19 protein-coding genes are annotated in these 23,374 nt (G+C 42.9%); 15 read left to right on the forward strand and 4 right to left on the reverse strand.

What is annotated here, in order from left to right; all coding sequences use genetic code 11:
- Positions 1-179 precede the first annotated feature (179 nt).
- The 3 genes from AC1DV1_RS29075 to AC1DV1_RS29085 all read left to right on the forward strand — a co-directional run bounded on the left by AC1DV1_RS29075 (position 180) and on the right by AC1DV1_RS29085 (position 3,730).
- Positions 180-491, forward strand: a complete 312-nt coding sequence (locus AC1DV1_RS29075; protein ID WP_477367503.1) for a two-component regulator propeller domain-containing protein — start codon at positions 180-182, stop codon at positions 489-491.
- Positions 492-573: 82 nt separating this feature from the next.
- Positions 574-3,033 carry a sensor histidine kinase gene (locus AC1DV1_RS29080; protein WP_477367506.1) on the forward strand — a complete coding sequence of 820 codons (2,460 nt, stop codon included), beginning with the start codon at positions 574-576 and terminating at the stop codon, positions 3,031-3,033.
- Positions 3,034-3,103: 70 nt separating this feature from the next.
- Positions 3,104-3,730 (forward strand): response regulator, encoded by a 627-nt coding sequence (locus AC1DV1_RS29085; RefSeq protein WP_477367509.1) that lies wholly within the window; start codon positions 3,104-3,106, stop codon positions 3,728-3,730.
- 196 nt (positions 3,731-3,926) lie between these two features.
- Here the strand turns inward: AC1DV1_RS29085 and AC1DV1_RS29090 are convergent, their stop codons facing one another.
- Both AC1DV1_RS29090 and AC1DV1_RS29095 read right to left on the reverse strand, forming a co-directional pair.
- Positions 3,927-7,190: a glycosyl hydrolase gene (locus tag AC1DV1_RS29090; protein ID WP_477367512.1), complete on the reverse strand. Its 3,264-nt coding sequence runs from the start codon at positions 7,188-7,190 to the stop codon at positions 3,927-3,929.
- Between the two features lie 327 nt (positions 7,191-7,517).
- The gene (locus AC1DV1_RS29095; protein WP_477367515.1) at positions 7,518-8,399 is read right to left on the reverse strand and encodes a universal stress protein; all 882 of its coding nucleotides are present in this window, start codon (positions 8,397-8,399) and stop codon (positions 7,518-7,520) included.
- Positions 8,400-8,644: 245 nt separating this feature from the next.
- Between AC1DV1_RS29095 and AC1DV1_RS29100 the strand changes: the two genes are divergently transcribed.
- From AC1DV1_RS29100 to AC1DV1_RS29110, 3 genes are read left to right on the forward strand one after another with little or no spacing between them, the layout of a single operon-like run.
- Positions 8,645-9,505, forward strand: a complete 861-nt coding sequence (locus AC1DV1_RS29100; protein ID WP_477367518.1) for a universal stress protein — start codon at positions 8,645-8,647, stop codon at positions 9,503-9,505.
- Between the two features lie 26 nt (positions 9,506-9,531).
- Positions 9,532-9,969 (forward strand): hypothetical protein, encoded by a 438-nt coding sequence (locus tag AC1DV1_RS29105; RefSeq protein ID WP_477367522.1) that lies wholly within the window; start codon positions 9,532-9,534, stop codon positions 9,967-9,969.
- A 5-nt stretch (positions 9,970-9,974) separates the two neighbouring features.
- On the forward strand, positions 9,975-10,829 hold the full coding sequence (locus AC1DV1_RS29110) for a universal stress protein (protein WP_477367525.1): 855 nt from the start codon (positions 9,975-9,977) through the stop codon (positions 10,827-10,829).
- Between the two features lie 189 nt (positions 10,830-11,018).
- On the opposite strand, the gene AC1DV1_RS29115 is transcribed toward AC1DV1_RS29110, so the two are convergent.
- A complete protein-coding gene (locus AC1DV1_RS29115) occupies positions 11,019-12,800 on the reverse strand; it encodes a hypothetical protein (RefSeq protein WP_477367528.1) in 1,782 nt (593 codons plus the stop codon).
- Between the two features lie 56 nt (positions 12,801-12,856).
- The gene (locus AC1DV1_RS29120; protein WP_477367531.1) at positions 12,857-13,825 is read right to left on the reverse strand and encodes a DUF542 domain-containing protein; all 969 of its coding nucleotides are present in this window, start codon (positions 13,823-13,825) and stop codon (positions 12,857-12,859) included.
- Between the two features lie 120 nt (positions 13,826-13,945).
- Here AC1DV1_RS29120 and AC1DV1_RS29125 point away from each other — a divergent pair, with 120 nt between their 5' ends.
- From AC1DV1_RS29125 to AC1DV1_RS29165, 9 genes are all read left to right on the forward strand, one after another.
- Positions 13,946-16,333, forward strand: a complete 2,388-nt coding sequence (locus tag AC1DV1_RS29125; protein ID WP_477367534.1) for a heavy metal translocating P-type ATPase — start codon at positions 13,946-13,948, stop codon at positions 16,331-16,333.
- Entirely contained in the window at positions 16,330-16,491 is a 162-nt protein-coding gene (ccoS, locus tag AC1DV1_RS29130) for a cbb3-type cytochrome oxidase assembly protein CcoS (protein ID WP_090653105.1), read from the forward strand. Before AC1DV1_RS29125 ends, ccoS begins: the two co-directional genes overlap by 4 nt.
- Positions 16,492-16,576: 85 nt before the next feature.
- On the forward strand, positions 16,577-18,703 hold the full coding sequence (ccoN, locus tag AC1DV1_RS29135; RefSeq protein WP_477367537.1) for a cytochrome-c oxidase, cbb3-type subunit I: 2,127 nt from the start codon (positions 16,577-16,579) through the stop codon (positions 18,701-18,703).
- Between the two features lie 8 nt (positions 18,704-18,711).
- A complete protein-coding gene (locus AC1DV1_RS29140) occupies positions 18,712-18,900 on the forward strand; it encodes a hypothetical protein (protein WP_439696945.1) in 189 nt (62 codons plus the stop codon).
- Positions 18,897-19,799, forward strand: a complete 903-nt coding sequence (locus AC1DV1_RS29145) for a cbb3-type cytochrome c oxidase N-terminal domain-containing protein (protein WP_477367540.1) — start codon at positions 18,897-18,899, stop codon at positions 19,797-19,799. The genes AC1DV1_RS29140 and AC1DV1_RS29145 overlap by 4 nt, the downstream gene beginning before the upstream one ends.
- 2 nt (positions 19,800-19,801) lie before the next feature.
- The gene (ccoG, locus tag AC1DV1_RS29150; RefSeq protein WP_477367543.1) at positions 19,802-21,172 is read left to right on the forward strand and encodes a cytochrome c oxidase accessory protein CcoG; all 1,371 of its coding nucleotides are present in this window, start codon (positions 19,802-19,804) and stop codon (positions 21,170-21,172) included.
- Between the two features lie 4 nt (positions 21,173-21,176).
- Positions 21,177-21,599: a FixH family protein gene (locus AC1DV1_RS29155; RefSeq protein ID WP_477367546.1), complete on the forward strand. Its 423-nt coding sequence runs from the start codon at positions 21,177-21,179 to the stop codon at positions 21,597-21,599.
- Positions 21,596-22,285 (forward strand): sulfite exporter TauE/SafE family protein, encoded by a 690-nt coding sequence (locus tag AC1DV1_RS29160; protein WP_477367549.1) that lies wholly within the window; start codon positions 21,596-21,598, stop codon positions 22,283-22,285. The genes AC1DV1_RS29155 and AC1DV1_RS29160 overlap by 4 nt, the downstream gene beginning before the upstream one ends.
- A 180-nt stretch (positions 22,286-22,465) precedes the next feature.
- Entirely contained in the window at positions 22,466-23,206 is a 741-nt protein-coding gene (locus AC1DV1_RS29165) for a YoaK family protein (RefSeq protein ID WP_477367552.1), read from the forward strand.
- The last annotated feature ends 168 nt before the right edge of the window (positions 23,207-23,374 follow it).

Below are 23,374 nucleotides of genomic sequence, written 5' to 3' on the forward strand. Positions count from 1 at the left end.
AGGGATGGCAATATAATGAATGTTTACAGACGTTTTTTTTAATATTAACAAGTGTTATTGATTACAGGCCATTTATTTTTATATTTATCAATTGATACAACTATAAAAAACGTGCTGCTTAAATAATTGTATGATTATTAAAAAAAGACTGAAATGTTAAGTTGCCACAAATAATAAAAATGCCTCTAAAAAGTCCATTTCTAAAACTTTTACTATTAATTCAATTTTTAATCCCGGGCGCATATGCCAGTACGCCATACCAGGTAGTTTACTTAAAAAATTATAGCGCAAGCGACGGCCTGCCCGGATCGCAGGTTAACTACCTGATGCAGGATAGCAAAGGTTTTATCTGGATAGCCACGGATAAGGGTGTAAGCAGGTTTGACGGGCAGCACTTTAAAAATTTCACAACCGCCGATGGGCTTGAAAGCAATGAAGCTTTCCGGATAGCCGAAGATAATTATCACCGGATTTTTTTTTTACTGCAATAACTACCGGGTTTGTTACTACGAAAACGGGCTTATACACAAACTGACGCCAACTCAGCGGGTTTTGGTGCAGCCATTTGCCAACATGTTTTTTAACCGTTACAATGAACTTTGTGTAAATTACGAGCTCAATACCAAAGTTTACCGTTTTGCGGAACTGAAATCCCAAAAACATTCGGGCCAACAAACGGATAGTTGTATTTATRGTACTGGCGGAGAAGAAATTATCCTTTCTGAACACGACCTTACCATACTCAAAAATGAGCTTGGCGCTGCGCATTTAAACGGCACAACAGCCAAAATCAATACCAAACCTTATAGGTTGGCCATACTACAAAATCATTTATTGTTGATAACTAAAGATTGGGTACATGTTTATCAATATCAAAAAAGCGGGATCATCCCCATCAATAAAATCAATTTCACCGGTAATGTAACATCGGTTTACGTTACCGGTGAAAATACATTTGCTGTTACAACGGTAAAGCAGGGCACGTATATTATTAACTACATTACAGGCGAGCGGAAAAACTATCTTAATAATCATATTACCACATCTACGCTTATTGACCGCGAAAATAATTTATGGTTTGGCACTTATGACGCTGGTTTCTTTTTAAGTACCGATCCCGAAGTAAAAATCATAAACAAGGAAAGCGGCCTGGAAAATGAAAGCGTTTTGAAGCTGGGTATAGCTGGTGGTTACCTTTTTGCGGGGCATATTTTAACAGGGTTGAGCTATATGAAACTGGGGACTAATCAAAATCCCTCAATAGGCACACTTTATTTACAGCAAAACCGGTCGGATTTTAACAGGGTAACCAGCTTGCTTCCAATTGCCGGCAATAAACTCTTGATAGGTACCGATAATGGCCTTTTCGGGTTGAACGTATCAAACGACAATCCGTCATCGTGGCGCCCGGAGTTTTATACCGGTGGCCCGATAAAAGGCATTATACAACCCCGTGATACCATTTATTTCCTGAGCTCTCAAACTATTGCAACGTTACAAGGCCGATACGGGTACATGTTTTCCCCTATCCGGCTAACATCATTAGTCTGGCATAAAGATAACCTGCTTGTAGGTTCTCTCTTCGGTTTATATAAAATTGCCCCCCCCCTTAACCCCAACCATTTCAAATATGTACGGATACTGGCCGAAAAAGGAATAAATGCCGTAAAATGCCTGGCATCTAACGGACAGGCATGCGCTATCGGCACCGAAGATAAAGGGTTATTTCTGTCAGCAGATAAGGGCGTTAAGCAGTTTAACACCCCTATTATTTCATCCGGCAACATCCGCAAACTTGTATGGACGGATGCCAATACCCTATGGGCATGCACAGCCAATGGTGTAAGTATCATTAATTTTAGCAATAATTACAAAACCTACCGGGTAAGCCAGTTAAATACCAGCAATGGGTTGCCATCAGATAATGTTGCGGATGTAGTCCGCTACGGAAGCGATTATTATATAGCTACCGATCAGGGAATTGCTGTTACTCAAAATTTATGGCATACCAACCTGCCAAGGCCAATACTGATTGATGATGGTATACCGGGAAAACAAAAAAACTTTACGTATGGCCAGCCGGCTGTGTTTAATTGTGTTGCCCTATCGTACAAAAGCATGGGTAAAATACAATACAGGTTCAGGCTTAAGGACATTGATAAAAATTGGAGTACGGCTCCATCGGGCGAAAAACGGTTTGACCTGCTGCCGCCTGGCCAATATGAATTAGAAGCGGTGGTTGCCGATAGGTTTAACCAATTAAGCAAGCCACTTATGTTTCAATTTACCGTAATGCCGCTATGGTACCAGCAGCTTTGGTTACAGGCCATAGCCGTAATAGGCATTATCGTTTTGGCTTTTTTGCTGGTACGAAAATACTACCTGTCTATCATCGGATTACAAAAAAAGGACTATGAAAATGCGCTTGCCCTGCAACGCGAACGCCAGCGCATTAGCAGCGAGGTACATGATGATTTGGGGGCAAGTATATCGGGTATTAAGCTACAAACCGAAATGCTGAGCCGGAAGGTGACCGACCAACCGGTCTTCAAGGAAATAGATGCCATTCATGACGCTATTACCGACATATCTACCCAGGTGAGATTAATTATCTGGAGCCTCGACGTTGAAAACGATGAAGTAAGCAGCCTGGTAAATTTTATCCAGAAGCAAACCACTAAAATATTTGATTTATGCGACATTCAACTCCATGAAAATATTTCAGTTGGTGAAAGCACCATAGCCATTAGCGGCGAAAAACGACGACAAGTATACCTGCTGGTGAAAGAAGCCTTAAACAACATTATTAAACACTCGAACGCCCAAAACGCGTTCCTGGCAATTAGCCTTTACAAAGACCGGTTGCATATCAACATCCGGGATGATGGCAAAGGCTTTGTGCCCGATGTTCGTAAGCACGAAACTATGGGCATACGTAACATTTATGCGCGCGCAAAAAGATTAAATGCCGATTTGAAAATTGACACAGCACCTGGCAAAGGCACCTCCATCAGCCTTAAGCTAAATCTATAAGTGGTGGCCATAATAGGTATTTTAAACAAGGATAATTTTAGGATATTAGCGTTTTACATTTACCACAAGCATGCTCCAGATAATTTTGTTAGAGGATAATTTACATTACCGGCGGGGGCTGGAACAAATTATTCATGATATGAGCGGCGTAAGCCTGATGGGGTCATACACCAATGCCGAAATTGTATTAAAAAAGATAACCGAACTTAAGCCGGATATCTTTATTGTTGATATAAACCTGGAGGGGATGTCGGGTATTGAATTCATTAGGCAGGCAAAACCCCTGATGCCCCAGGCTGAATTTTTGATGTGTACGATAAACGACGATAATACCCACATTTTTGAATCGCTTAAAAGCGGCGCCACTGGCTATATCCTGAAAGAGTCATCGGCCAGCGAGATCAGGAATGCTATTACCGAAATAGCAGCGGGCGGATCGCCGATGAGCGCCTATATATCACGTAAGGTAATTGCTTCGTTTAATGAAGCCCCACCAAAACCGGCAGTGGCTACCGAAAACCTGACGGAACGGGAGGTAGAAGTACTCAACCACCTGGCGCGGGGGCTTCAATACAAAGAAATAGCCGACAAACTTGATATTAGCACAGGTACCGTTAAAAAGCACATACGCAATACATACACCAAGCTGCAGGTACAAAACAAAGTGGAGGCCATAAACAAATTCCGCGCCATATAATATACCCCTTTTTCAGTATTGCAGGGCCTGGGGGTTAATACTAATTTAGCACCATAAAGAAACTAAAGGGCCATGTTGAATAAACAACCCGATAGCTATTTATAAGCCTAAACCTTATCACTTTAATAAAATCAAGCCTGTAATAAAGGTTTGATTTTAAATATCAAGCTTCCTTTATCCCCGCAATAATTTCTTATCAATAAACTATTGTACTTATAGTTACTGGCCCGGTAAGTCCCGATGGTTGCAACCTGCTATTTTCATTATAAGGGTTTACTACAGTCCATGTTTTTCTTTGATCGGCCTGCAGCTTGCTATCGCCAATCAAGCGGTTAACCCATGTATTTACTACTGTTATGTCAATGGTATTTACACCTGGTTTAATAGCTTTGGTAACATCCACCTGATAGGGGGCTGTCCAAACGCCGCCTACATCTACCCCATTTACCTTCACCTTGGCCATTGCTGTAACAGCGCCCAGGTTAAGTATTAAATGCTGACCATTTACAGGTTTAGAAGCTTTAAAGGTGTTATGATATACGGCATGTCCCGAAAAATATTTGATACTGTCTTCGGCCCTTTCAGTCCAGTCGGTAAGTTTATCAAAAACTACCGGTTTAGCAGGCCCCCATCTATTGCTGTCAAACTTCACCGTCCATGGCGTATTTAATTTAAGCACATTTTTTCCTTCGGGAAAGTTATTATCAACATTAGGTTTGTTACCTGCTTTACTGTCTTTACGAAAAACAATGAAGGCACTTTGATTGGCCGATAGCTTAAGTGGCACCTCTGTAACGCTACCTGTTTGCTTAAATGAAGGCAAATCGCGGGCGGTTCCGGTTACCGCGTCCCATAGCTCGGGCTGTTTTCCATGAACCCTGAAGGTAGCATTTAAATCAATTTCTTTATTGGTTTGGTTTGATACAAAGTACACATCGCCATTATCCAATTTGCGGTGGATGAACAAAGCTTCATCGGCTTTGTTAAATTTACAATCGGGTATAACCTTTACCAGGTCAAGCGCCTGCTGCATATCCAGCCCATTAATCACCAAGCCTTTGCCATAGGTATGTTTTGTTGTTTTTTCCCCGTCAATATCTCCCCAAAGTTCGGCAGCTATTTTTTTAACCTCGACATCTGCCGGGCCATAGTTTTGTAAACCAGGCGACCGTTTTGGTGCCGGCCCTAAAATAGTTAGCCCCTGCCCTACCAGTTCCTTTATTTTTTTGAGCAATTGCGGCCGCATGGTTTCCAGTTTAGGCAGCACCAATATTTTGTAGGCCATACCACCAGGCAATACCAGCTTACCATTTACCACCGTTGCACGTTCATTTAATATCTCGGCATTAATGTAATCAAATGAATAACCCTTGGGCAGTTCAGGATCACGGATGCCCGTCATTTTAGGTGCATCTTCGCCAATAAAGTAGGCAACATCAGCTACGTATTTACCCTGGCGTAACATATAGCCACAGCGTTTAAGGTATTGGGTAAACATATCCATATCGTAAAACCAGGTGTTAAGGCGGTTAAACTCGTTGGAAAAACCTGCGTTAACGCCGGGCACCTTATCTTCATAGGGCTGCTCGATATAAACATGGAGTAAGGTATTGTTGATACCTTCGGTAAAAAACCGGTCGCCACGCTGTTTCATTACAGCCGGGTAGCGCGAATATGCGCCGCCACCGCAGGTAAATGATTCGGCCGATACTTTATTTTTTCCATAAATATGCGCGCATGACGATGCGGCCCTGTTTTCGATATTTCCCAGGTCGCCCTCGCTCCAAAACTCACCACCTACCTCGTCCGACTGGCCACCATACTGCAAAAACTCGCCAGGAAACCCCCAGTGGCCATAATTTTCCAGCCAGGTAGTAAGGCCGTTTTTGTGACTAACATCCCTTAAACCTGCAACATATTGATAGGCAACCTCGTCGGCAATAAACCGGCGCATATCCCATAAAAACCTGTCAGACATATCCTGGCTGCCCACCACGTTACCGCTCATTACCGGGATGTAGGGAGTTGGATCGTACCCAAATGATGATTTAAATTTATCTGTTAAACCATCTGTCCAGTTTTGGCCGCCGGTTTCATAGCTATCTTCAACAGTTACCTTAAAACTCTTACGATCGGCAGCCGGTATGCGGCGCAGTATCTCGCCCAAGAAGGCGTTAAAATGTTCGGCAATGTGTTTTTTGCTCATTTTGTCGGTTTCAAAACCCCGGCCTTCCGGCGATGCGGGACCATTGGTTACCTGGGTAGGCGTCATCCCACTGCGCATAATTACCCAGTTACCTGCCGGAACGTTCCATTTTAAAGTACCATCGGCCGCAAGATATTTTGAAATGTCAATCACTTTTTGCGGGTCTATCACGTAACGTGCATCATCAACGGCGGGTTGCACCGGCCATTGATACTCTTTCCAGTAAGGGAAAGGTGTCTGAAACATTTTAGCCAGCGTTTTCTCGATATAATTTTCAACCACCGGCGATGCGGATAATTTCAGTTCGGCAATTGCACTATGCTGGCTTTCGTTATTAAAAACAATTCTGAAGTTTTTGGCCGTAGTGGCTGGTATTGATACGCCTGCTGCTCCGTAGGGGCTGAAGCCCACGTTAAGTTCGCTATTACTCCTGTCAACCACAAAATGTTTAATGGTTTGGTAGTTGCCATTGATATCGGCCTGGATGTCGCCTTCAAAACGCATGGCGGTTTTAGCCGGGTAAATAGTTAGGCCACGCGCGGTAAATGAGGTGCCGGCCTTTATATCAACGGTAAACGTTTTATTGTCGGGAAGTTCAAGAACGCTATTTTCATTACCATCCATGATGTTGGTGATATTACCCACTGAAGGCTGAGCACTAATTACAGGCTTTAAATCACTAATTGTTAAATCATTATCCTGGGGTGCAGGATAGGCTAATAGCTTAACATCCTGGAACTGATCGGCAGGTTTGCTCAATTTCTCATTAAAAAAGAAGGGCCCTTTTACCTGTTTCACCGATGATGTAAGATAGCGCATGGCCTGCTCGGGCTTAACCCATGGACCGCCAGACTGGCTCCATCCAGGGCCATTAAAAATCCCGATATCAATGCCGAGTTTTGTGGCGGTTTTTAACGCTGTATGCATAATATCCCACCATTCGGCCGAGAATAACTTCACTTTGCCATAGGGAGTTTCGGGGATACCAATATTGCCAATGAAGGCCCGGTTGATGCCTACCCGCTTCATTGATTCGAGGTCCTTGATAACACCCTGTTTCGAGATATTATCCGACATCCAATACCAATATATACTTGCTTGGATAGAGTCGGGCGGCATTTTAAACCCGGAGAGTAGTTTTTGCGAATAATTTTTTTGTTGCAGTTTTACCTGGGCAATACCGGGCAAATTGGTAACAAACAAAACAGCGAGGGTTAAAAATAACCTAAAAACGTTTTTATAGATATACTGCATGTAATGCGGATAAGTGATTTACGAGCTAAATAAGAATATTTAAATCCTGGCAAATGCACCGTTAACCGGCGTTATGAGTCAGGTTGAAATATCTTCGGTTTATATTCAGCTATTTTAAATCATTAAAATAAAACCTGCAACCTCCACTGTCTGCTTCGCCTATCCATTCTGTCAGCTAATATATTTTTGAGTTGCGCCAAACAAGGCTGTACCAATCACCGGCCGGTGCCTAAAACAAGATATCCTTAAACAGGCAAATCCCGGATGCTACCTACACCCGGGATTCGCCAGTTTCTCTTGTATGGTAACAAAGACAGATAAAATATATTATTTTATTGTAGCAATTGCCGGATAGACCAATAACGGTATTTCAACATGTTTAGCCAGCTGCTGCGTGTAACTACCTGAAAAAATCCTTTCTATAAAATTTTGATGCCGGTGCACGGTAGCTATCATATCAATTTGCCCGTTTTTGCATAACCAGTCAAGTCCCTGGTCTACGTCGGCGCTTTTTACATTTCTGTAGTATATTTTAGGGTAATTAATTTTGTCAGTTACTTCACTTAAAAATTCAGTCACCTGCTTATCATCCAACCGGGTGTCCTTATCCGGACTGGCAATGTGGGCAATCAAAATTTCGGCGTTAAAATATCTGGCTATTTCGGCCACGGAATTTAACACATTAATATCTCCGGCCAGCATATCGGTAGTAAAAGCTATTTTTTTTACGGGTTTAAATTTAACACTAGGCGGTACTAACAGCACAGGGAATTTTGCATGATCAATTACCGACCGGGTGCTACTCCCCATAAACAGCCTGCTTAATTCGCCCGCACCCGACATCCCCATTACAACCAGCGATAAACGCTTTTCATCAACAATTCTATCCACTACATCAGCTACCAACCCCATGTGGCACGAATAATCAACATGAGGTTTAGAATTACCGACGTTAGCAGCCAGTTCATGTGCCATCTCATTTTCCATTTCGCCGGCGGTTACGCTTAAGGCATTCATGGTGGCAGTTTCCAGGTGCGAATAATCGGAGGTTGCCCATGTATCCGGATTGACCGCCAGCGTTTGAACAGGTATTAATATAGCGTGACAAATATGTACGCCAACCCGCAACCGTGTAGCCAACTGCAATGCATAATGACTTGCATTTACCGCGCAGGGAGAAAAATCTGTAGGGACCAATATTTTGTTCATAACCAAGGGACTAACTATTATTAATAACAAATATCAGTTGGCTAAGCCCTGTAATAAATGATACCGGGCATAATTACAGATGATAACGATCATCCAGGTTACAAAATTGGGCTAACCCGTAGCATTTTGATGCTTGCAAATTATTGGCCCGCGCGATACTATATCATAATAAAAAGTGACGGGCATCACTTTTTAAACAACCTCATTTCCTGAATTTTACTCAAAATAATTAAACAATTAAAGCCATGAAAAAAGTATTGATTGCTACCGATTTTTCAGAGAACGCCAAAAACGCCGCCATTTTTGGTTATAAGTTGGCCGTGCAAACAAAAAGTGATATAGAAATATGTACGGCGATGACAATCCCGGCCGAAATACCCCAGGCCGGCGTAATTGTATGGCCTATGGAAGAGTACCATGTTATTGAAGAAGCTGCATTAACCGAACTAAAGCAGTTAAAAAAAGACCTTGAAGCCCAGCACGCAGCCGGCGATTTTAAACCCAACATTAACTTTAAAGCCGAACCAGGTACGGCCACAGATGTAATAAAAGCATTGGCCGCCAAGGATCATGTTGAATTAATAGTTGCCGGAACTCATGGTGCCGGGGGCTTAAGCGGACTGATGCTTGGCAACCATGCGCGTAACCTGATTGATGCTACGCCAACCCCACTGCTACTAATACCATCGGGCTTTAAGTTTAGCCCTGTTAAAACCATTGCTGTGGCGCTTGATATGAAACATAAGGGTGATGATTTTGCAACCATTACTGCCATCCAGCCGCTGGCAACTTTAATGGATGCCACCATGCAACTGGTACACGTTTGCCACGAAGGCGAAAATACCGACGAGGCAGAAATATACCTGGCCGAGATAGAGCAGGAGGTTAAACAAATTGCAGGATATACTAAAACAACTTCATTGATTATTAAACAGGCACTAACCGAAACCGGGCTTAACTGGTTATGCAACTATGGCAATGTTGACATGCTGGCTATGGTGCACCACCATCGCGGTTTACTGGCATCACTATTTACCGGCAGCCATACTAAAAAAATGGCAGGGTACATTGCATTGCCTTTATTAGTAATACCTGCAAAATCTTAACACCCATTTCAATAAAAATTACCACCATGAATAAGTTAACACCCGATAACGATTTAGAAGACGAAATACAGGAGCTGTATATTTTAGCCAGCCACTGGATGAAAGACGTTTGTTTCATGGAAGATGAAATCCGTTTTTTTAACAACATTCTTGATAAATATAAGACCGCAAAACTTACGCCTGATATGGTGGTAAAAAAGGAAGAATTTGAACAGGAATTACTCAAGCAGGCAAAAAACATCAATGATCTTAAATCCGACATACCGGTCTTCCTCGTATTTCTTAAACCGTTTGTAGGTAATGAAAAAGAGGCGATGGGGCTTCAGTTTATTGAAAAGTACAGTACATTGGCGGGTGGCCTGTCCGACTCGATGGCTGCATTAAAGGCGACAAAAAACAAGTTGTTTGCATATGCGGAAAGAATTATAGCAACCGGCAAAACCATACCTGAATTAAAAAATTGACCTACATGAAATCGATAGCAGTACTCACCGACTTTTCAGAAAAATCTGACCATGCGGCTAAATATGCATTGCATATTGCAAAAAAGATGAAGGTTAACGTAAGGCTTTACCATTTGCAGCTTACACCGGCAGCATTATATGCCCAGCCTGTATTAAGCGGACAGGAATATCCCGAAGAACCGGTAATTGATACCAGGCTCACAGAATTTTCAGAAGCGTTAGCGTCTGATTTAATAAAACGGGTTTTTCCGGGATCTTATATGCCCCAGATATCGTTTTATGCCGGCAGTGCAGATATGGTAGATGTGATGACCGAAATCATCAACCATTCAGAAACAGCTATGATTGTTACCGCACCACTTGGAACTGATGATTTAGCGTCTTTTATGATCAGCGAAGCGTGCAGCAGGATAATAGACTGGACAACCGTTCCTGTTTTGGTGGTACCCGAACACGCACCTATACGCAATATGGAAAAAATGGCATTTGCCACTACATTGGACGCCGGCGATATATTATCTATAGCCGAGCTTGGTAACCTGATGGACGGTTTCCATGCCGAATTGATGGTTGCCCATCTGGATAGTAACCAGGCAGACGATCATATAAAAACCACCGAAAAAGAGCTTATCTGTAAACTTTATACCGACCTGAATTGTGGCGGCGTATACTTTCGCAGCGTGCCCGATATCAAACATCAAAAAGACTGGGAGTGGCTGAAAGCCAATAAACGTACAGACTTACTGGCCGTGGCCAAACGCCCGAAAGAGCAAATGACATCATTTTTTAAACGCGGCCAAAGCAGCCACCTAACTCACCATATAACCATCCCGGTTATGGTATTGCCTAAAAGGCCCTGATAATTACATTAAGGTAAAAAGCCCCGCATGAGTTGGGGTTTTACCTGTTCTGTAAAAAAATGCTTCTAAATCATTCAAAAAAACACTTGTAGTCGTCAAGGTGCGGCTATCGGCTTAGCGGGTATTATCGCGGCACAAAAAAGGCAGCCCGAATTAACCAGGCTGCACATATATTCCTTTAAGCTATACCTATATGGCTATATTGCTTAACTGCTCTTCCGATGTACTCAAATCGCTTATCCAATCCTGTATTAAATCAGATGTTTGATTTGCCGAACTGGCAAACAACTCTTTATAATAAGCTATACCATCCTGCAGCTGCAATTTAAACTTACTCAATTGTTTCTTCTTTTTTTCGGTAATATCTTTCAACTGTGATTGTAAATCGTTTTGAAGATAATCAATATAAAGGTTCAATTCCTTTATAAACATATGCGGCCGTTTTATTTTTTMAAGCAAATCTGTAGCGCCGTAAATATGGTGCACCATCTCATCTAACGAATAGGTTCTTGAAAAATAAGCCAGGTTAGGGCCAGGGCATATGGCAACAGCCTTATTTTCCCTTGGCTTTAATAAATCATATTTGATGTAGGCAGATGCGCACAAACCCTCGCAAAGGCATATTTTTTCGGTTACTGCCTTGTATTGTTGTTCGTATTCATCTGCCGCAAGCCCCAGGGTCTGCAATTGTTCTATTTTCAAGTGCTGATATTCCCTTGATGCGGTACAAATAGGTGTTTCGGTAAACTCGGTATTGCTTACCAGGTACTTTTTAGTACAGGGGCTTCCAGGGCGCCCTCTTTCAAGCCTGCTCAACCGCAATTCTTCAGAAGTACACTTTTTAAAATTGTTAAATTGAATGCCCAGGGGTGATGATCCGCTTAAATAGAAATCCTCTTCCGTAGCGGTTTCCAGTTGGGCAAGTGTATCGTCATCAACATTGGTTACTTCCGGTACCAATAAAAAAGGACTCCCCCACCCCGTGCCGTCCATATCATAGTGGTCTAACAAAAACTGGTTTTCATCTGCGGTGCCAATGCCGCCCTGTACGGTAAGTTTCTGCTTTGGTGCATGCGCAATAACTATTCCTTTTTGCAATAATACAGCCTGGTAAGTGTTAAACAGCTCGTCGAGCATCTCCTGCCTTTTTTGCTTAAACTCTTCTAATATAGGGCCAAGTAAAAAGCCTTCGGTGGCAAACGCGTGCCCGCCACAGTTAAGGCCCGATTCTATCCTAAATTCAGATACCCACAACCCTTTTTTTACCAAAAACTTGGCCTGGATAAAGGCCGACCTGAAATCGCTAACCTTTAAAACAACCTTTTTTAACAGGTGCCCTTCATTGTCAGGGAAAAAACTGGGAAAAGTCTCCAGGTAGCTGTACAGGCGAGGGTTCATACCTGCTGATAAAATAATTGACGATTGGAGCTTACTTTCGGCAAAACCGCGCAACGCTGCCAATGCATCTGTAAAGGTGTCACCTGTATAATCGCCATTGGCAGTATAGTTCATTTTATCAAGTTTCGACATGATGTTTACATCAATGCTTCCGGGCTTCATCTCTTTAACCAGCCTTCGCTGGAATACTCTTTTTTGCGCGCCTTCCGGATAATCCAGCATCAGATCATAACCCTGCCGCAGCCTCGATTGCTCGGGAAGCAACTCAAAATACCTGCACAGGTCATTTCCTTTATCAAAATCCATATTGCGTAAATGATCAAACTGGCGGGTAACAAGCAAGTTCACCAGGTCAAGGTAGGCAGTAATGCGTTTTGCCCGGTAATCGGCTTCTTTTTTTGTTATAGCTATGTAAGGTTCATCATTTAGATGACAGTGGTAAGGCCGCATTCTCTCAATTAATTCATCGTCTACGATAGAAATAACCGACGATATGCCATAACGTGCAACCTTTAACGGGGTATCAATGGAGTACCCAAGACCCAAAACCGGGATATGAAATGTGTGAATCATTATTTTTTTATATTTAAAAAACAGAACTTAATTTAACATTAGCTTACAACAGCTTATCAGTGAGAAATTTGCATTGCCCTCATTTTATCGCGAATGGTTATAACTTTAGGGAAAAGTAAATTATTTTCAAGGTGGAAATTGAATAGCAGGTCATCTTCATATTCCTGCAGAAGTTTATACAAAATATTATAGGATGAAGAAACGTAACGCGGCACCTGGTAATTATTGGTTAACTGCCTGATAAGGCGAAAATCAGCCGCTATTTTTTCATGTGTTGCCATCATACTATAAAAGGTGGTTAAAATATCGTCTGTTGCATCCTTTGCAGGCACGCAACCTTTATTATAACACTCCGATAGCTTAACAATGTCGGGAAACAGCGACTCCTCTTCCGTCAGGATATCGCGCATCATAATTTCGCCGGCATTAAAAAAAAGAGTACTAACCCGGCCAGCCTGCGGATGACTGTCTTTATAACCAACAGCAACTTTTTGAGCCAGTTCGGCAATGAAGCGGGTGTTTATTTTGATGTATTGATGATTAAGATTGATAAGGTAACGGCATAAAAATGCCGGAGCCCAACTTAATAAGTTTATGGTTTGTACTGCAGGTTGGGTTAAACACATCTCAAGCTGCATACGCAGGTCGTCTATATTCAAATAATAGTCTGTGCAAACCTGTTCCAGCGTCCTTTTGCCATCGCAGCTAAAATCCACATCCAATTTTTTAAATACTGCGGCGTTTCGGTAATCGCGGGACACCATATCGCCAATGGTTTCACTATTTGCTCCGGTTACTTTCCTGGTGAGTTGAACACGCCAGGCTTCGGGACCATCATCCAGTGTTTCCCAGCCGAGCGCATGCCTGTATTCGGCCTGCAAACGAAAATAAAGTGGCCTCAGATTCTGATCGTGAATGATCACTACCGACTGACCGATCTCCATCGCACTTAGCCTATCAAAAATATCAATGTGCATTGTGCCAGGATCAATCATCCTGACATCAAAAGTTTTCGGCGTGTTCATMAATTACAAATCTATCGGCATTCATACCTCCAAAAAATGACGAGGGTCACATTAGCCTATAACGTCCATCATTAATACTCCCACCCTTTAAATGGACTTTTGGTAAACCAGAATAAAAAGATGACGAACGACACAATTCTTGTTAAAACATCATGCTACCATTGCGGAGACGAGTGTTTAACCACCTCATTTATAGCCGATGAAAAACAGTTTTGCTGCCAGGGCTGTAAAAGTGTTTACCAGATATTGGCGGGTAATGGCCTTGGGAGTTATTACAATTACAATGACCATCCGGGTGCAACCCGCGCCCGGGTAACCAAACGGTTTGATTATTTAAGCGAACCATCCATAGTTAACGACTTGTTGGATTATACTGATGATCATATCACTATCATCACTTTGTATATACCCCACATTCATTGCAGTTCGTGTTTGTGGCTGCTTGAACAATTAAACAGGTTTAACCCGGCCATCCATTACTCCAGGGTCGATTTTATAAAAAAGCAATTAATAGTACGTTTTGATCATCGCATTTGCAGCCTGCAGCAATTGGTAGAGCTGCTTTCTGACATCGGTTACGAACCATTAATCAGCCTGCAGGATGTTATTAAAAAGCAAAATTCGGCCAATAAAGGAAATCTGGTTCAAAAAATCGCGGTTGCCGGTTTTTGCTTTGGCAATGTTATGTTGCTAAGCTTTCCTGAATACTTTGGCCTATCGGCCTTTGAGCAAACTTTTAAACACTTTTTTGGCTATCTAAACATTGTTTTCACATTGCCCGTGGTGTTTTTTTGCGGCAGGGATTACTTTGTTTCTGCATTTAAAAATTTAAAAGCCAGGATACTTAATATCGATTTTCCGCTGGCGCTGGGTATTGCCGTTCTTTTTATTCGCACAGTAACCGAAGTATTGGCCCACACGGGTGCCGGGTATGCCGATACGCTTTGCGGCCTGGTTTTCTTTTTGCTGGTGGGTAAGTTTGTACAGCAAAAAACATATCACCATATCTCGTTCGAGCGTGATTACCGCTCATTTTTCCCGGTTGCCGTGCAGGTATTAACGGGCGATACAGAAAAGTCTATCCCTATCTCAAAAATTGTTACCGGCCAACGCATATTGATACGGCATAATGAGATTATCCCGGCAGATGCCATCCTGCTAAAAGGGGATGCACTCATTGATTTTAGCTTTGTTACCGGCGAGGCAATCCCCGTAAACAAAACATGGGGCGAAATCATTTACGCAGGCGGCAGGCAAACGGGCGATGCTATTGAGCTTGAAGTAGTAAAGCCGGTATCGCAAAGTTACCTTACCCAACTTTGGAATAACGAGGCTTTTACCCGGAAACAGGACAGTCGGGTAAAAACTTTTAGCGAGACCATAAGTAAGTACTTTACCGTTGTGCTCCTGGTTATAGCATTTGGATCATTATTGGCCTGGTTATTTACCGATTACCGCCGCGGCATTGATGCCTTTACCGCAGTACTTATTATTGCCTGCCCCTGCGCCCTTGCGCTAAGTACACCATTTACCATGGCCGCGGCACTAAGTATATTTGACAGAAACCTTTTTTACCTTAAAAACACCCGGATTGTTGAACAGCTGGCAGCCATTGACACCATTGTAATGGATAAAACCGGCACTATATCAACTGGTAACAGCAAAAGCGTGGTAATACAAGGCCAGCTTACCGAAAAACAAAAGCAACTGATATATAGTGCCTGCCGCGCCTCGATACATCCCCTAAGCCGAATGATCTGTCAATTTTTAGGCAACTACAAAAAACTTCCGGTAACGGATTATAAAGAGATTCCCGGTAAGGGAATTACGGCAAGTGTAGAAAGCAATACTTTACGCATGGGTAGCGGCGCCTTCGTATTTGGCTTTGCCGAGGGCGTGCGTAATACCAGCGTACATATTATGATCAACAACCATTACCTGGGGTATTTTCAATTTGCCCAGGAATACAGGAAGGGGATGGAAAACATCAGCTTGTTAAGTAAAATTTATGGCCTGTTTTTACTTTCGGGCGATCATGATCATGAGCGTACAGATCTTGTGCAATTTTTTAAGGCCGATAAAGCGATGCATTTTAACCAGTCGCCCCAGGATAAGCTGGATTTTATAGAAGCTCTTCAACAAAAAGGAAAACAGGTTTTAATGCTGGGCGATGGGTTAAATGACTCAGGCGCATTAAAACAAAGTGATGTTGGCATAGCAGTTACAGACGATGTAAACAATTTTTCGCCGGGCTGTGATGCCATTTTAGATGGAAAATCATTTAACAAATTACCAGCTTTTCTTCAGTTTGCCAGGGATACGGTAAACATTATCCGCCTGTCGTTCCTCATCTCTCTTACCTACAATATCATCGGTCTTAGTTATGCGGTTACCGGCCACCTATCGCCGCTCATAGCTGCCATATTAATGCCTTTGAGTACGGTTACCATTATTTCATTTACCACGCTGGCAACTCATTTTGCCGCAAAAAAACGAAAACTCATATGAACATCATTTATTTTTTAATTGGCTGCAGCGTTTTGCTTGCGCTGATATTTTTAGCCGCCTTTTTTTGGGCGCAGCGTAGCGGTCAAAATGATGATCTGTACACACCCTCCATGCGTATCCTGCTTGATGATGACGATGCTGAAGCAGACAAAAAGTGATGCTAATCATATTTAAAGCCAACTGTCATCATTCTGTCACCCATCGCACTTCAATAGTTTTACACCCATAAAAAGACAACATTTTATGCAGCCCGAAAAATTTTACTATGACAACAAAATCGTCCGGAATTTTGGTATCGCTACCGTAATCTGGGGGATAATCGGCATGACTGTAGGCTTAATTGTAGCCATTCAGCTTTATCATCCGGCCGCCAACATGGGTAACCAGTACACTACCTACGGCCGTATCCGCCCGTTACACACCAACGCGGTAATATTTGCCTTTGTGGGCAATGCCATTTTTATGGGCGTTTATTACTCGTTGCAACGCCTGCTCAAAGCAAGGATGTTTAGCGATGTACTTAGCCAAATCCATTTCTGGGGCTGGCAGCTGATTATTTTATCAGCAGTAATTACACTTCCCTTAGGTTTAACCACATCACATGAATATGCCGAGCTGGAATGGCCTATAGATATTGCCATCACCATCATTTGGGTTGTGTTTGGCTGGAACATGTTTGGCACCATATTTAAACGCCGCGAAAGGCATTTATACGTAGCCATCTGGTTTTACATAGCCACGTTTGTTACCATAGCCGTATTGCATATTGTAAACTCATTTGAGTTACCTGTATCTGCATTTAAAAGCTATATGGTTTATGCCGGCGTTCAGGATGCCCTGGTACAATGGTGGTATGGCCACAATGCAGTTGCGTTTTTCCTGACTACGCCTTACCTGGGTATGATGTATTACTTTTTACCCAAAATGGCTAACCGCCCTATTTACTCCTATAAATTAAGTATCCTGCACTTTTGGGCGCTTATATTTATCTATATCTGGGCTGGTCCTCACCACCTTTTATATACCACCTTACCTGGCTGGGCACAATCATTAGGTGTAGCTTTTTCTATTATGCTGATAGCACCAAGCTGGGGCGGTATGATCAATGGCCTATTAACCCTGCGCGGTTCATGGGATAAGGTAAGAGACGATGTGATCCTGAAATTCATGGTAGTAGGCTTAACCGCCTACGGCATGGCCACTTTTGAAGGCCCAATGCTTTCCCTTAAACAGGTAAACGGTATAGCTCACTTTAGCGACTGGATTATTGCACACGTACACGTTGGGGCTTTAGGCTGGAATGGTTTCTTAACCTTTGCTATCCTGTACTGGTTAATTCCACGTATTTATAAAACAGAGCTGTTCTCTAAAAAAATGGCTTCCTTCCACTTTTGGATAGGCACACTGGGTATCCTTTTTTACGCCATCCCAATGTATTGGGCCGGTTTTACACAAAGCTTAATGCTGAAGGAGTTTACCGCCGAAGGCATGCTGAAATATCCAAACTTTTTGGAAACTACCCTGCAAATTTTACCAATGCACATGATGCGCTCTGCAGGCGGGGCTATGTACTTATTGGGCGTAATAGTTATGGCTTATAACCTTACCCGTACAGCGTTACAAGGCAAACTGGTAGCCAATGAAGCAGCGCAGGCCATGCCGCTTGAACCTGTTCATACAATTGCCCTGGAAACCAGCTGGCACCGCCGGCTGGAGCGTAAGCCCATTCAAATGCTTATTGCTGCCCTGTTGGTTATCCTTGTAGGCACCTTTATTGAACTGATGCCTACTTTAACCATATCCTCCAATATACCTACCATTGCCTCTGTAAAACCTTATACTCCGCTCGAGCTCCAGGGCCGCGATTTGTATATCCGCGAGGGTTGTTCTAACTGTCACTCTCAAACTGTCAGGCCGTTCAGATCTGAAACCGAACGTTATGGGGAATACAGTAAGGCCGGCGAATTTGTGTACGACCACCCGTTTTTATGGGGATCAAAACGTACCGGACCTGACCTGGCCCGCGAGGGTCAAAAGTACAGTAATGCCTGGCACTACAAACACCTGATGGACCCGCGCACGATGTCAGATAAAAGTATCATGCCTAATTATGACTGGCTGAAAACGCAAGACCTGGATACTACATCAACCCGTCCAAAAATACATGCTATGCGCATACTGGGTGTACCGTATCCGGCAGGTTATGAAAACATAGCCAACCAGGACCTTGAAAAACAGGAAAAAGAGATCAGGGACAACCTTTATGCCGACCATATCAAAGTTAAAAGCAACAAGGAAATCATCGCCGTAATTGCTTACCTGCAGCGGTTAGGAACAGACATTAAAGCAAACAAAACTGCCAATAAATAATCACCATCATGTTTAAGCAATTTACAGAAAACATCAACGCAAACCAGGCATACCTGCTTTTCTCGTTGGGGATATTCTTTGTGTTTTTTATTGTAGTAACCATCATGCTCATTCGCATCCGGAAGCCACATGTTCAATATATGAGCGATTTGCCATTAAAAGATAGTTTAACAGATCAACAACCTTTTCAATCATGAAGTACCACCGCATTATATTAATATCAGCATTTGTTTTAGTTATTCAGCCTGCCATGGCAAGCGACGGCCTTATTCCGGGTGATGTAATGAATTATATTGCCTATGGTGTTATTGTTGGTATGCTGCTGCTTTTTTTAATAGCTATGATGGTGCTGGTGAAAACATTTAATGTTTTAGCACGCGTAATGCTTAAACAGCAGGGATTATCAGATGCCGAGATAGCCGCGCAAATGAACCCCGTTAAGGAAAAGAAGAGCAAAAAACCAAAAGCAGAAGTTTGGCAAAAGCTTCTTTCACTCAGGCCCCTGGAAGAAGAACATGAACTCCTTATACAGCATGATTACGATGGCATACAGGAACTTGACAACCCAATACCGGGCTGGTTTATGTACTTGTTTTATGGCTCTATTGTTTTTGGGATAGGCTACCTGCTTAACTACCATGTATTTAAAACCGGGCAGTTGCAATATGCCGAGTATAAAACAGAAATGGCGCAGGCCGACATCGAAAAAAAGGCATACCTGAGCAAAGCTGCCAACCGGGTAGATGAAAACACTGTAAAACTGGTGAAAGATCCGGCAGTAATTGCATCTGGCGAGGGTATATTTAAAACCAACTGCGTTGCCTGCCACGGCGATCATGCGCAGGGAAATGTTGGCCCCAACCTTACAGACGATTTTTGGCTTCACGGTAACAAAATAAACGATTTGTTTAAAACCATTAAATACGGTGTACTTGCCAAAGGTATGCCTACCTGGGAAAAACAATTATCGCCAAAGCAAATTGCCGATGTGGCCAACTACGTTAAATCATTACATGGTACTCACCCCGCAGGCGCAAAAGAGCCGCAAGGCACAAAAGAGGCCGATACAGACGATAAACTTGCAGCAAATAAATAATCATGGACGGATTACTGGTAGCGAAAGAGACGAATAAGCGCAAATGGATATACCCGCTAATCCGTAAAGGAAAATTATATAAATGGCGCTCGTGGATTAGTTATGGCTACCTGCTCATGTTTTTTGCAGGGCCGCTTATCAGGATCAATGGGCAACCATTGCTGCTGTTGAATTTTATGGAAAGGCATTTTGTTATCCTGGGGCAGGTTTTCTGGCCCCAGGATATCTTCCTGTTTGTTTTGGCATCACTGGTATTTGTGGTTTGCGTGGTATTGTTTACTATCGCTTTCGGTCGTGTTTTTTGCGGATGGATTTGTCCGCAAACCATCTTCATGGAAATGTTTTTCAGAAAGATTGAAAACTGGATTGAAGGAGATGGCAGCAAACAAAAAAAATTAGATGCAGGCCCCTGGACGAGGGAGAAAATACTAAAAAAAAGCAGCAAGCATTTGCTGTTCATTATATTCTCATTCCTGATAGCCAATACCTTTTTGGCTTACCTTGTAGGCAGCGATGTGCTGTTTAAAATAATAACCGAGCCGGTGCAATTGCACCTGGTTGGCTTTTTAAGCATCTGGGTTTTTACAATTATTTTTTACCTGGTTTACAGCCAGGTAAGGGAGCTGGTTTGCACGGTGGTATGCCCATACGGACGCCTGCAAGGTGTGCTGTTAGATAGGGACACCCTGGTAGTAGCCTATGATGAGGTTCGCGGAGAGCCAAGAGGAAAGCTTTCAAAAACAAGCGATAACAGCGCAAAAGGCGATTGCGTAGATTGTGGCCTGTGCGTATCGGTTTGCCCTACGGGTATCGATATCAGGCAAGGCACACAAATGGAGTGCATTAATTGTACCGCCTGTATTGATGTATGCAACGAGGTAATGGAAAAGATTCATAAGCCATTGAACCTGGTTGGGTTTTACTCCGAGAATATGATTCACAAACAGCAAAAGCCGTCATTTACAGGCAGAATGATGGGCTATAGCGGCATCATCGCTGTTTTAATGACAGTACTTTGTTACTTTATTTTTAGCCGGGCCGATATGGACCTGGCGGTTATGCGCAGCGCCGGCATGCTGTACCAGGAGCAAAAAGGTGGCCTGGTAAGTAATATTTACAATGCCGAGGTAATTAACAAATCAAATCAGAGCCGCGATATCGTTATTCAACCGGATGATCAGGCAATAAAAGTCAAATACATACAAGCTCCTGGTAAAATACAGGCAGGTGGGTCTGTTAAAACTGTATTTTTCCTGATGATCCCGGCTTCGCATATCAAAGGAGAAAAAACGGATGTTAAAATTAACCTGTTATTAAACAACAAAGTAATTCAAACGGTAAGTACAACGTTTGTAGGACCATCAAATGATTAGAAATATGAATTGGGGAAAAGGAATAGTTGCAGGCATGGCCATGTTCATGCTATTTATCATATTTATGTGTGTACGGATGTTTGCCTTGCCGGCCGATGAATATGACCACCATTATTATGAAAAAGGGCTAAACTTTGATAAAGATTATGCAAAAGAAAAGCAGGTTGTTACCGACCATGCCCAGCCTGCAATCCGGGTAAACGGCAGACAGGTCAGTATTGCATTTACAGCACCTGCAACAGGTAGCGTTAAATTTATACGCCCCTCCAGCCAGGCGCTTGATAAAACCTTCCCCATAAACACCGAACTTGACAGGGTTGCCAACGTATCTGCCACGTCCCTTGTTAAAGGCCGCTGGCATATTGTACTGGAGTGGCAAAGCAACCGCAAAGCGTACCTGTACGAAAAGGAGGTGGATATAGAATGAGTAGTAACCAGGTAGCCCTTTTTATTGGCCTGTTTGGCAGTGTACACTGCATTGGTATGTGCGGACCGCTTGCTTTTGCGGTACCATCCTTTCATTCGCGATGGTGGATGGTGGTAGTTGATAAATTTGTTTACAATGCCGGGCGCGTTATAACCTATACCCTGCTGGGCTTGCTGATTGGCTTATTGGGCAGACAGCTTTGGCTGGCCGGCTTACAGCAAAGTGTGGCTGTAATTAGCGGCATATTAATTATCATGGCGGGCTTTTCGCGTATGTTTAAAGTCAGGTTCAGTCAAAGTAAGCTGATGCCCAAAATGTTGACGCCAATCAATAAGCTTATCGGTTTCGCGCTGAAACATAAGGCAGGCCATTTCGCAGTGGGTTTACTCAACGGTTTCCTGCCCTGCGGCTTTGTTTATCTTGCACTTATCGGCGCCGTAAATACCGACTCTGCCTATTCATCTGCCCAATATATGTTTTGGTTCGGGGTGGGCACTTTCCCGTTAATGCTGCTGGCTACAGTAAGCATGGGTTTTATTGGCCCACAGGTACGCCGCCGCATTAATATGGCCATGCCTTACCTTATGGTTTGTTTAGGTTTGTGGTTTGTGTTGCGCGGATTAGGTTTAAATATCCCCTACTTAAGCCCTGCCAAACAATCGCAGGGAATAACCAATTGCCCTTAGGATAGTCCTTAGTCGAAAGTTTTAAGTTCTAAGCCAAACATGGCAATTCAGGCTCAAAGCTTAAGACCACATCCTTTTAGACTTAACAATAATATTTGTCGAAAGGCTCAGGTTCTAAATCAAAAATGGCAATTTAGGCTTATGACTTAAAACTAATTACTTACGACTTATCTATAACGAATGCTGAGACACCTGGGTACCAAAAGAACGTATAATCACAACGTAAAGCTGGCTTCGCTGCTCGGGCTTACGGCGGGTTTTGTAAATGCGGCCGGGTTTCTTGGGTTTAGCGTACTTACCACCAATGTAACCGGCCACGCGGCATTGTTTGCAGAGCAAATTGCCCTGCAAAATTGGCAAACAGCCAGAGTAATTGCCCTATGGATGTTCCTTTTTTTAGCCGGGGCCTTTGTATCAAGCTTTATTGTTTCCCGCATCGGCAAAAACCAACAGTACTCTTATGTAATCCCTATTTTAATTGAAACAACCATACTGCTCAGTGTAGCCGTGTTTGGCTACCGGTATGATCATAGCTTAGTAGGCAAAGAGATATTTGCCGGTAGCCTGCTGTTTGCCATGGGCCTGCAAAACGCGCTGGTATCAATGGTTTCTGGCTCGGTTGTACGCACCACACACCTTACTGGTACATTTACCGACCTGGGGATTGAACTTGCCCAGTTTTTACGCCATAAAACAGAAGACAGGACGGCCCTAAAAGTTAAAATAAAACTACGGGTGGCTATTATTTTTTTCTTTATGTGCGGAGCTTTGGCTGGTGCCTATATTTTTCGCTGGCTGCATTTTTATTGCTTTTTTATCCCTGTTATCATCTTAATATACACCCTGTTATATGACATTTTTCGCATCGCTGTTAAACAATATTACCGGAGCTTGCAGGGGCGTCTGAAAAAATCAGTTTAAGTAATTCTATCGAATTTTTTTTAATTTCCTCCCCATCGGCTAACTTGTTCCCGTATCTTTTTAGTTCAACAAAAATGTCATTTCGAACGAGCCCAGAGGGGGAATAGAGCGGTGGGGTGAGGAGAAATCCTAGACGCCCTGCAATCCCAAAAACCTATCGAATTGCAG

The sequence above is a fragment of the Mucilaginibacter sp. P4_D1 genome (assembly GCF_056401935.1).

Bases quoted from the DNA above. Each gene is read 5' to 3' on its own strand.
- AC1DV1_RS29145 (WP_477367540.1), top strand. From the start codon at position 18,897: ATGAAGTACCACCGCATTATATTAATATCAGCATTTGTTTTAGTTATT.
- AC1DV1_RS29140 (WP_439696945.1), top strand. From the start codon at position 18,712: ATGTTTAAGCAATTTACAGAAAACATCAACGCAAACCAGGCATACCTG.
- AC1DV1_RS29155 (WP_477367546.1), top strand. From the start codon at position 21,177: ATGAATTGGGGAAAAGGAATAGTTGCAGGCATGGCCATGTTCATGCTA.
- ccoS (WP_090653105.1), top strand. From the start codon at position 16,330: ATGAACATCATTTATTTTTTAATTGGCTGCAGCGTTTTGCTTGCGCTG.
- AC1DV1_RS29075 (WP_477367503.1), top strand. From the start codon at position 180: ATGCCTCTAAAAAGTCCATTTCTAAAACTTTTACTATTAATTCAATTT.
- AC1DV1_RS29085 (WP_477367509.1), top strand. From the start codon at position 3,104: ATGCTCCAGATAATTTTGTTAGAGGATAATTTACATTACCGGCGGGGG.
- AC1DV1_RS29165 (WP_477367552.1), top strand. From the start codon at position 22,466: ATGCTGAGACACCTGGGTACCAAAAGAACGTATAATCACAACGTAAAG.
- AC1DV1_RS29120 (WP_477367531.1), bottom strand. From the start codon at position 13,825: ATGAACACGCCGAAAACTTTTGATGTCAGGATGATTGATCCTGGCACA.
- AC1DV1_RS29160 (WP_477367549.1), top strand. From the start codon at position 21,596: ATGAGTAGTAACCAGGTAGCCCTTTTTATTGGCCTGTTTGGCAGTGTA.
- AC1DV1_RS29110 (WP_477367525.1), top strand. From the start codon at position 9,975: ATGAAATCGATAGCAGTACTCACCGACTTTTCAGAAAAATCTGACCAT.
- AC1DV1_RS29090 (WP_477367512.1), bottom strand. From the start codon at position 7,190: ATGCAGTATATCTATAAAAACGTTTTTAGGTTATTTTTAACCCTCGCT.
- AC1DV1_RS29100 (WP_477367518.1), top strand. From the start codon at position 8,645: ATGAAAAAAGTATTGATTGCTACCGATTTTTCAGAGAACGCCAAAAAC.
- ccoN (WP_477367537.1), top strand. From the start codon at position 16,577: ATGCAGCCCGAAAAATTTTACTATGACAACAAAATCGTCCGGAATTTT.
- AC1DV1_RS29125 (WP_477367534.1), top strand. From the start codon at position 13,946: ATGACGAACGACACAATTCTTGTTAAAACATCATGCTACCATTGCGGA.
- ccoG (WP_477367543.1), top strand. From the start codon at position 19,802: ATGGACGGATTACTGGTAGCGAAAGAGACGAATAAGCGCAAATGGATA.
- AC1DV1_RS29095 (WP_477367515.1), bottom strand. From the start codon at position 8,399: ATGAACAAAATATTGGTCCCTACAGATTTTTCTCCCTGCGCGGTAAAT.
- AC1DV1_RS29105 (WP_477367522.1), top strand. From the start codon at position 9,532: ATGAATAAGTTAACACCCGATAACGATTTAGAAGACGAAATACAGGAG.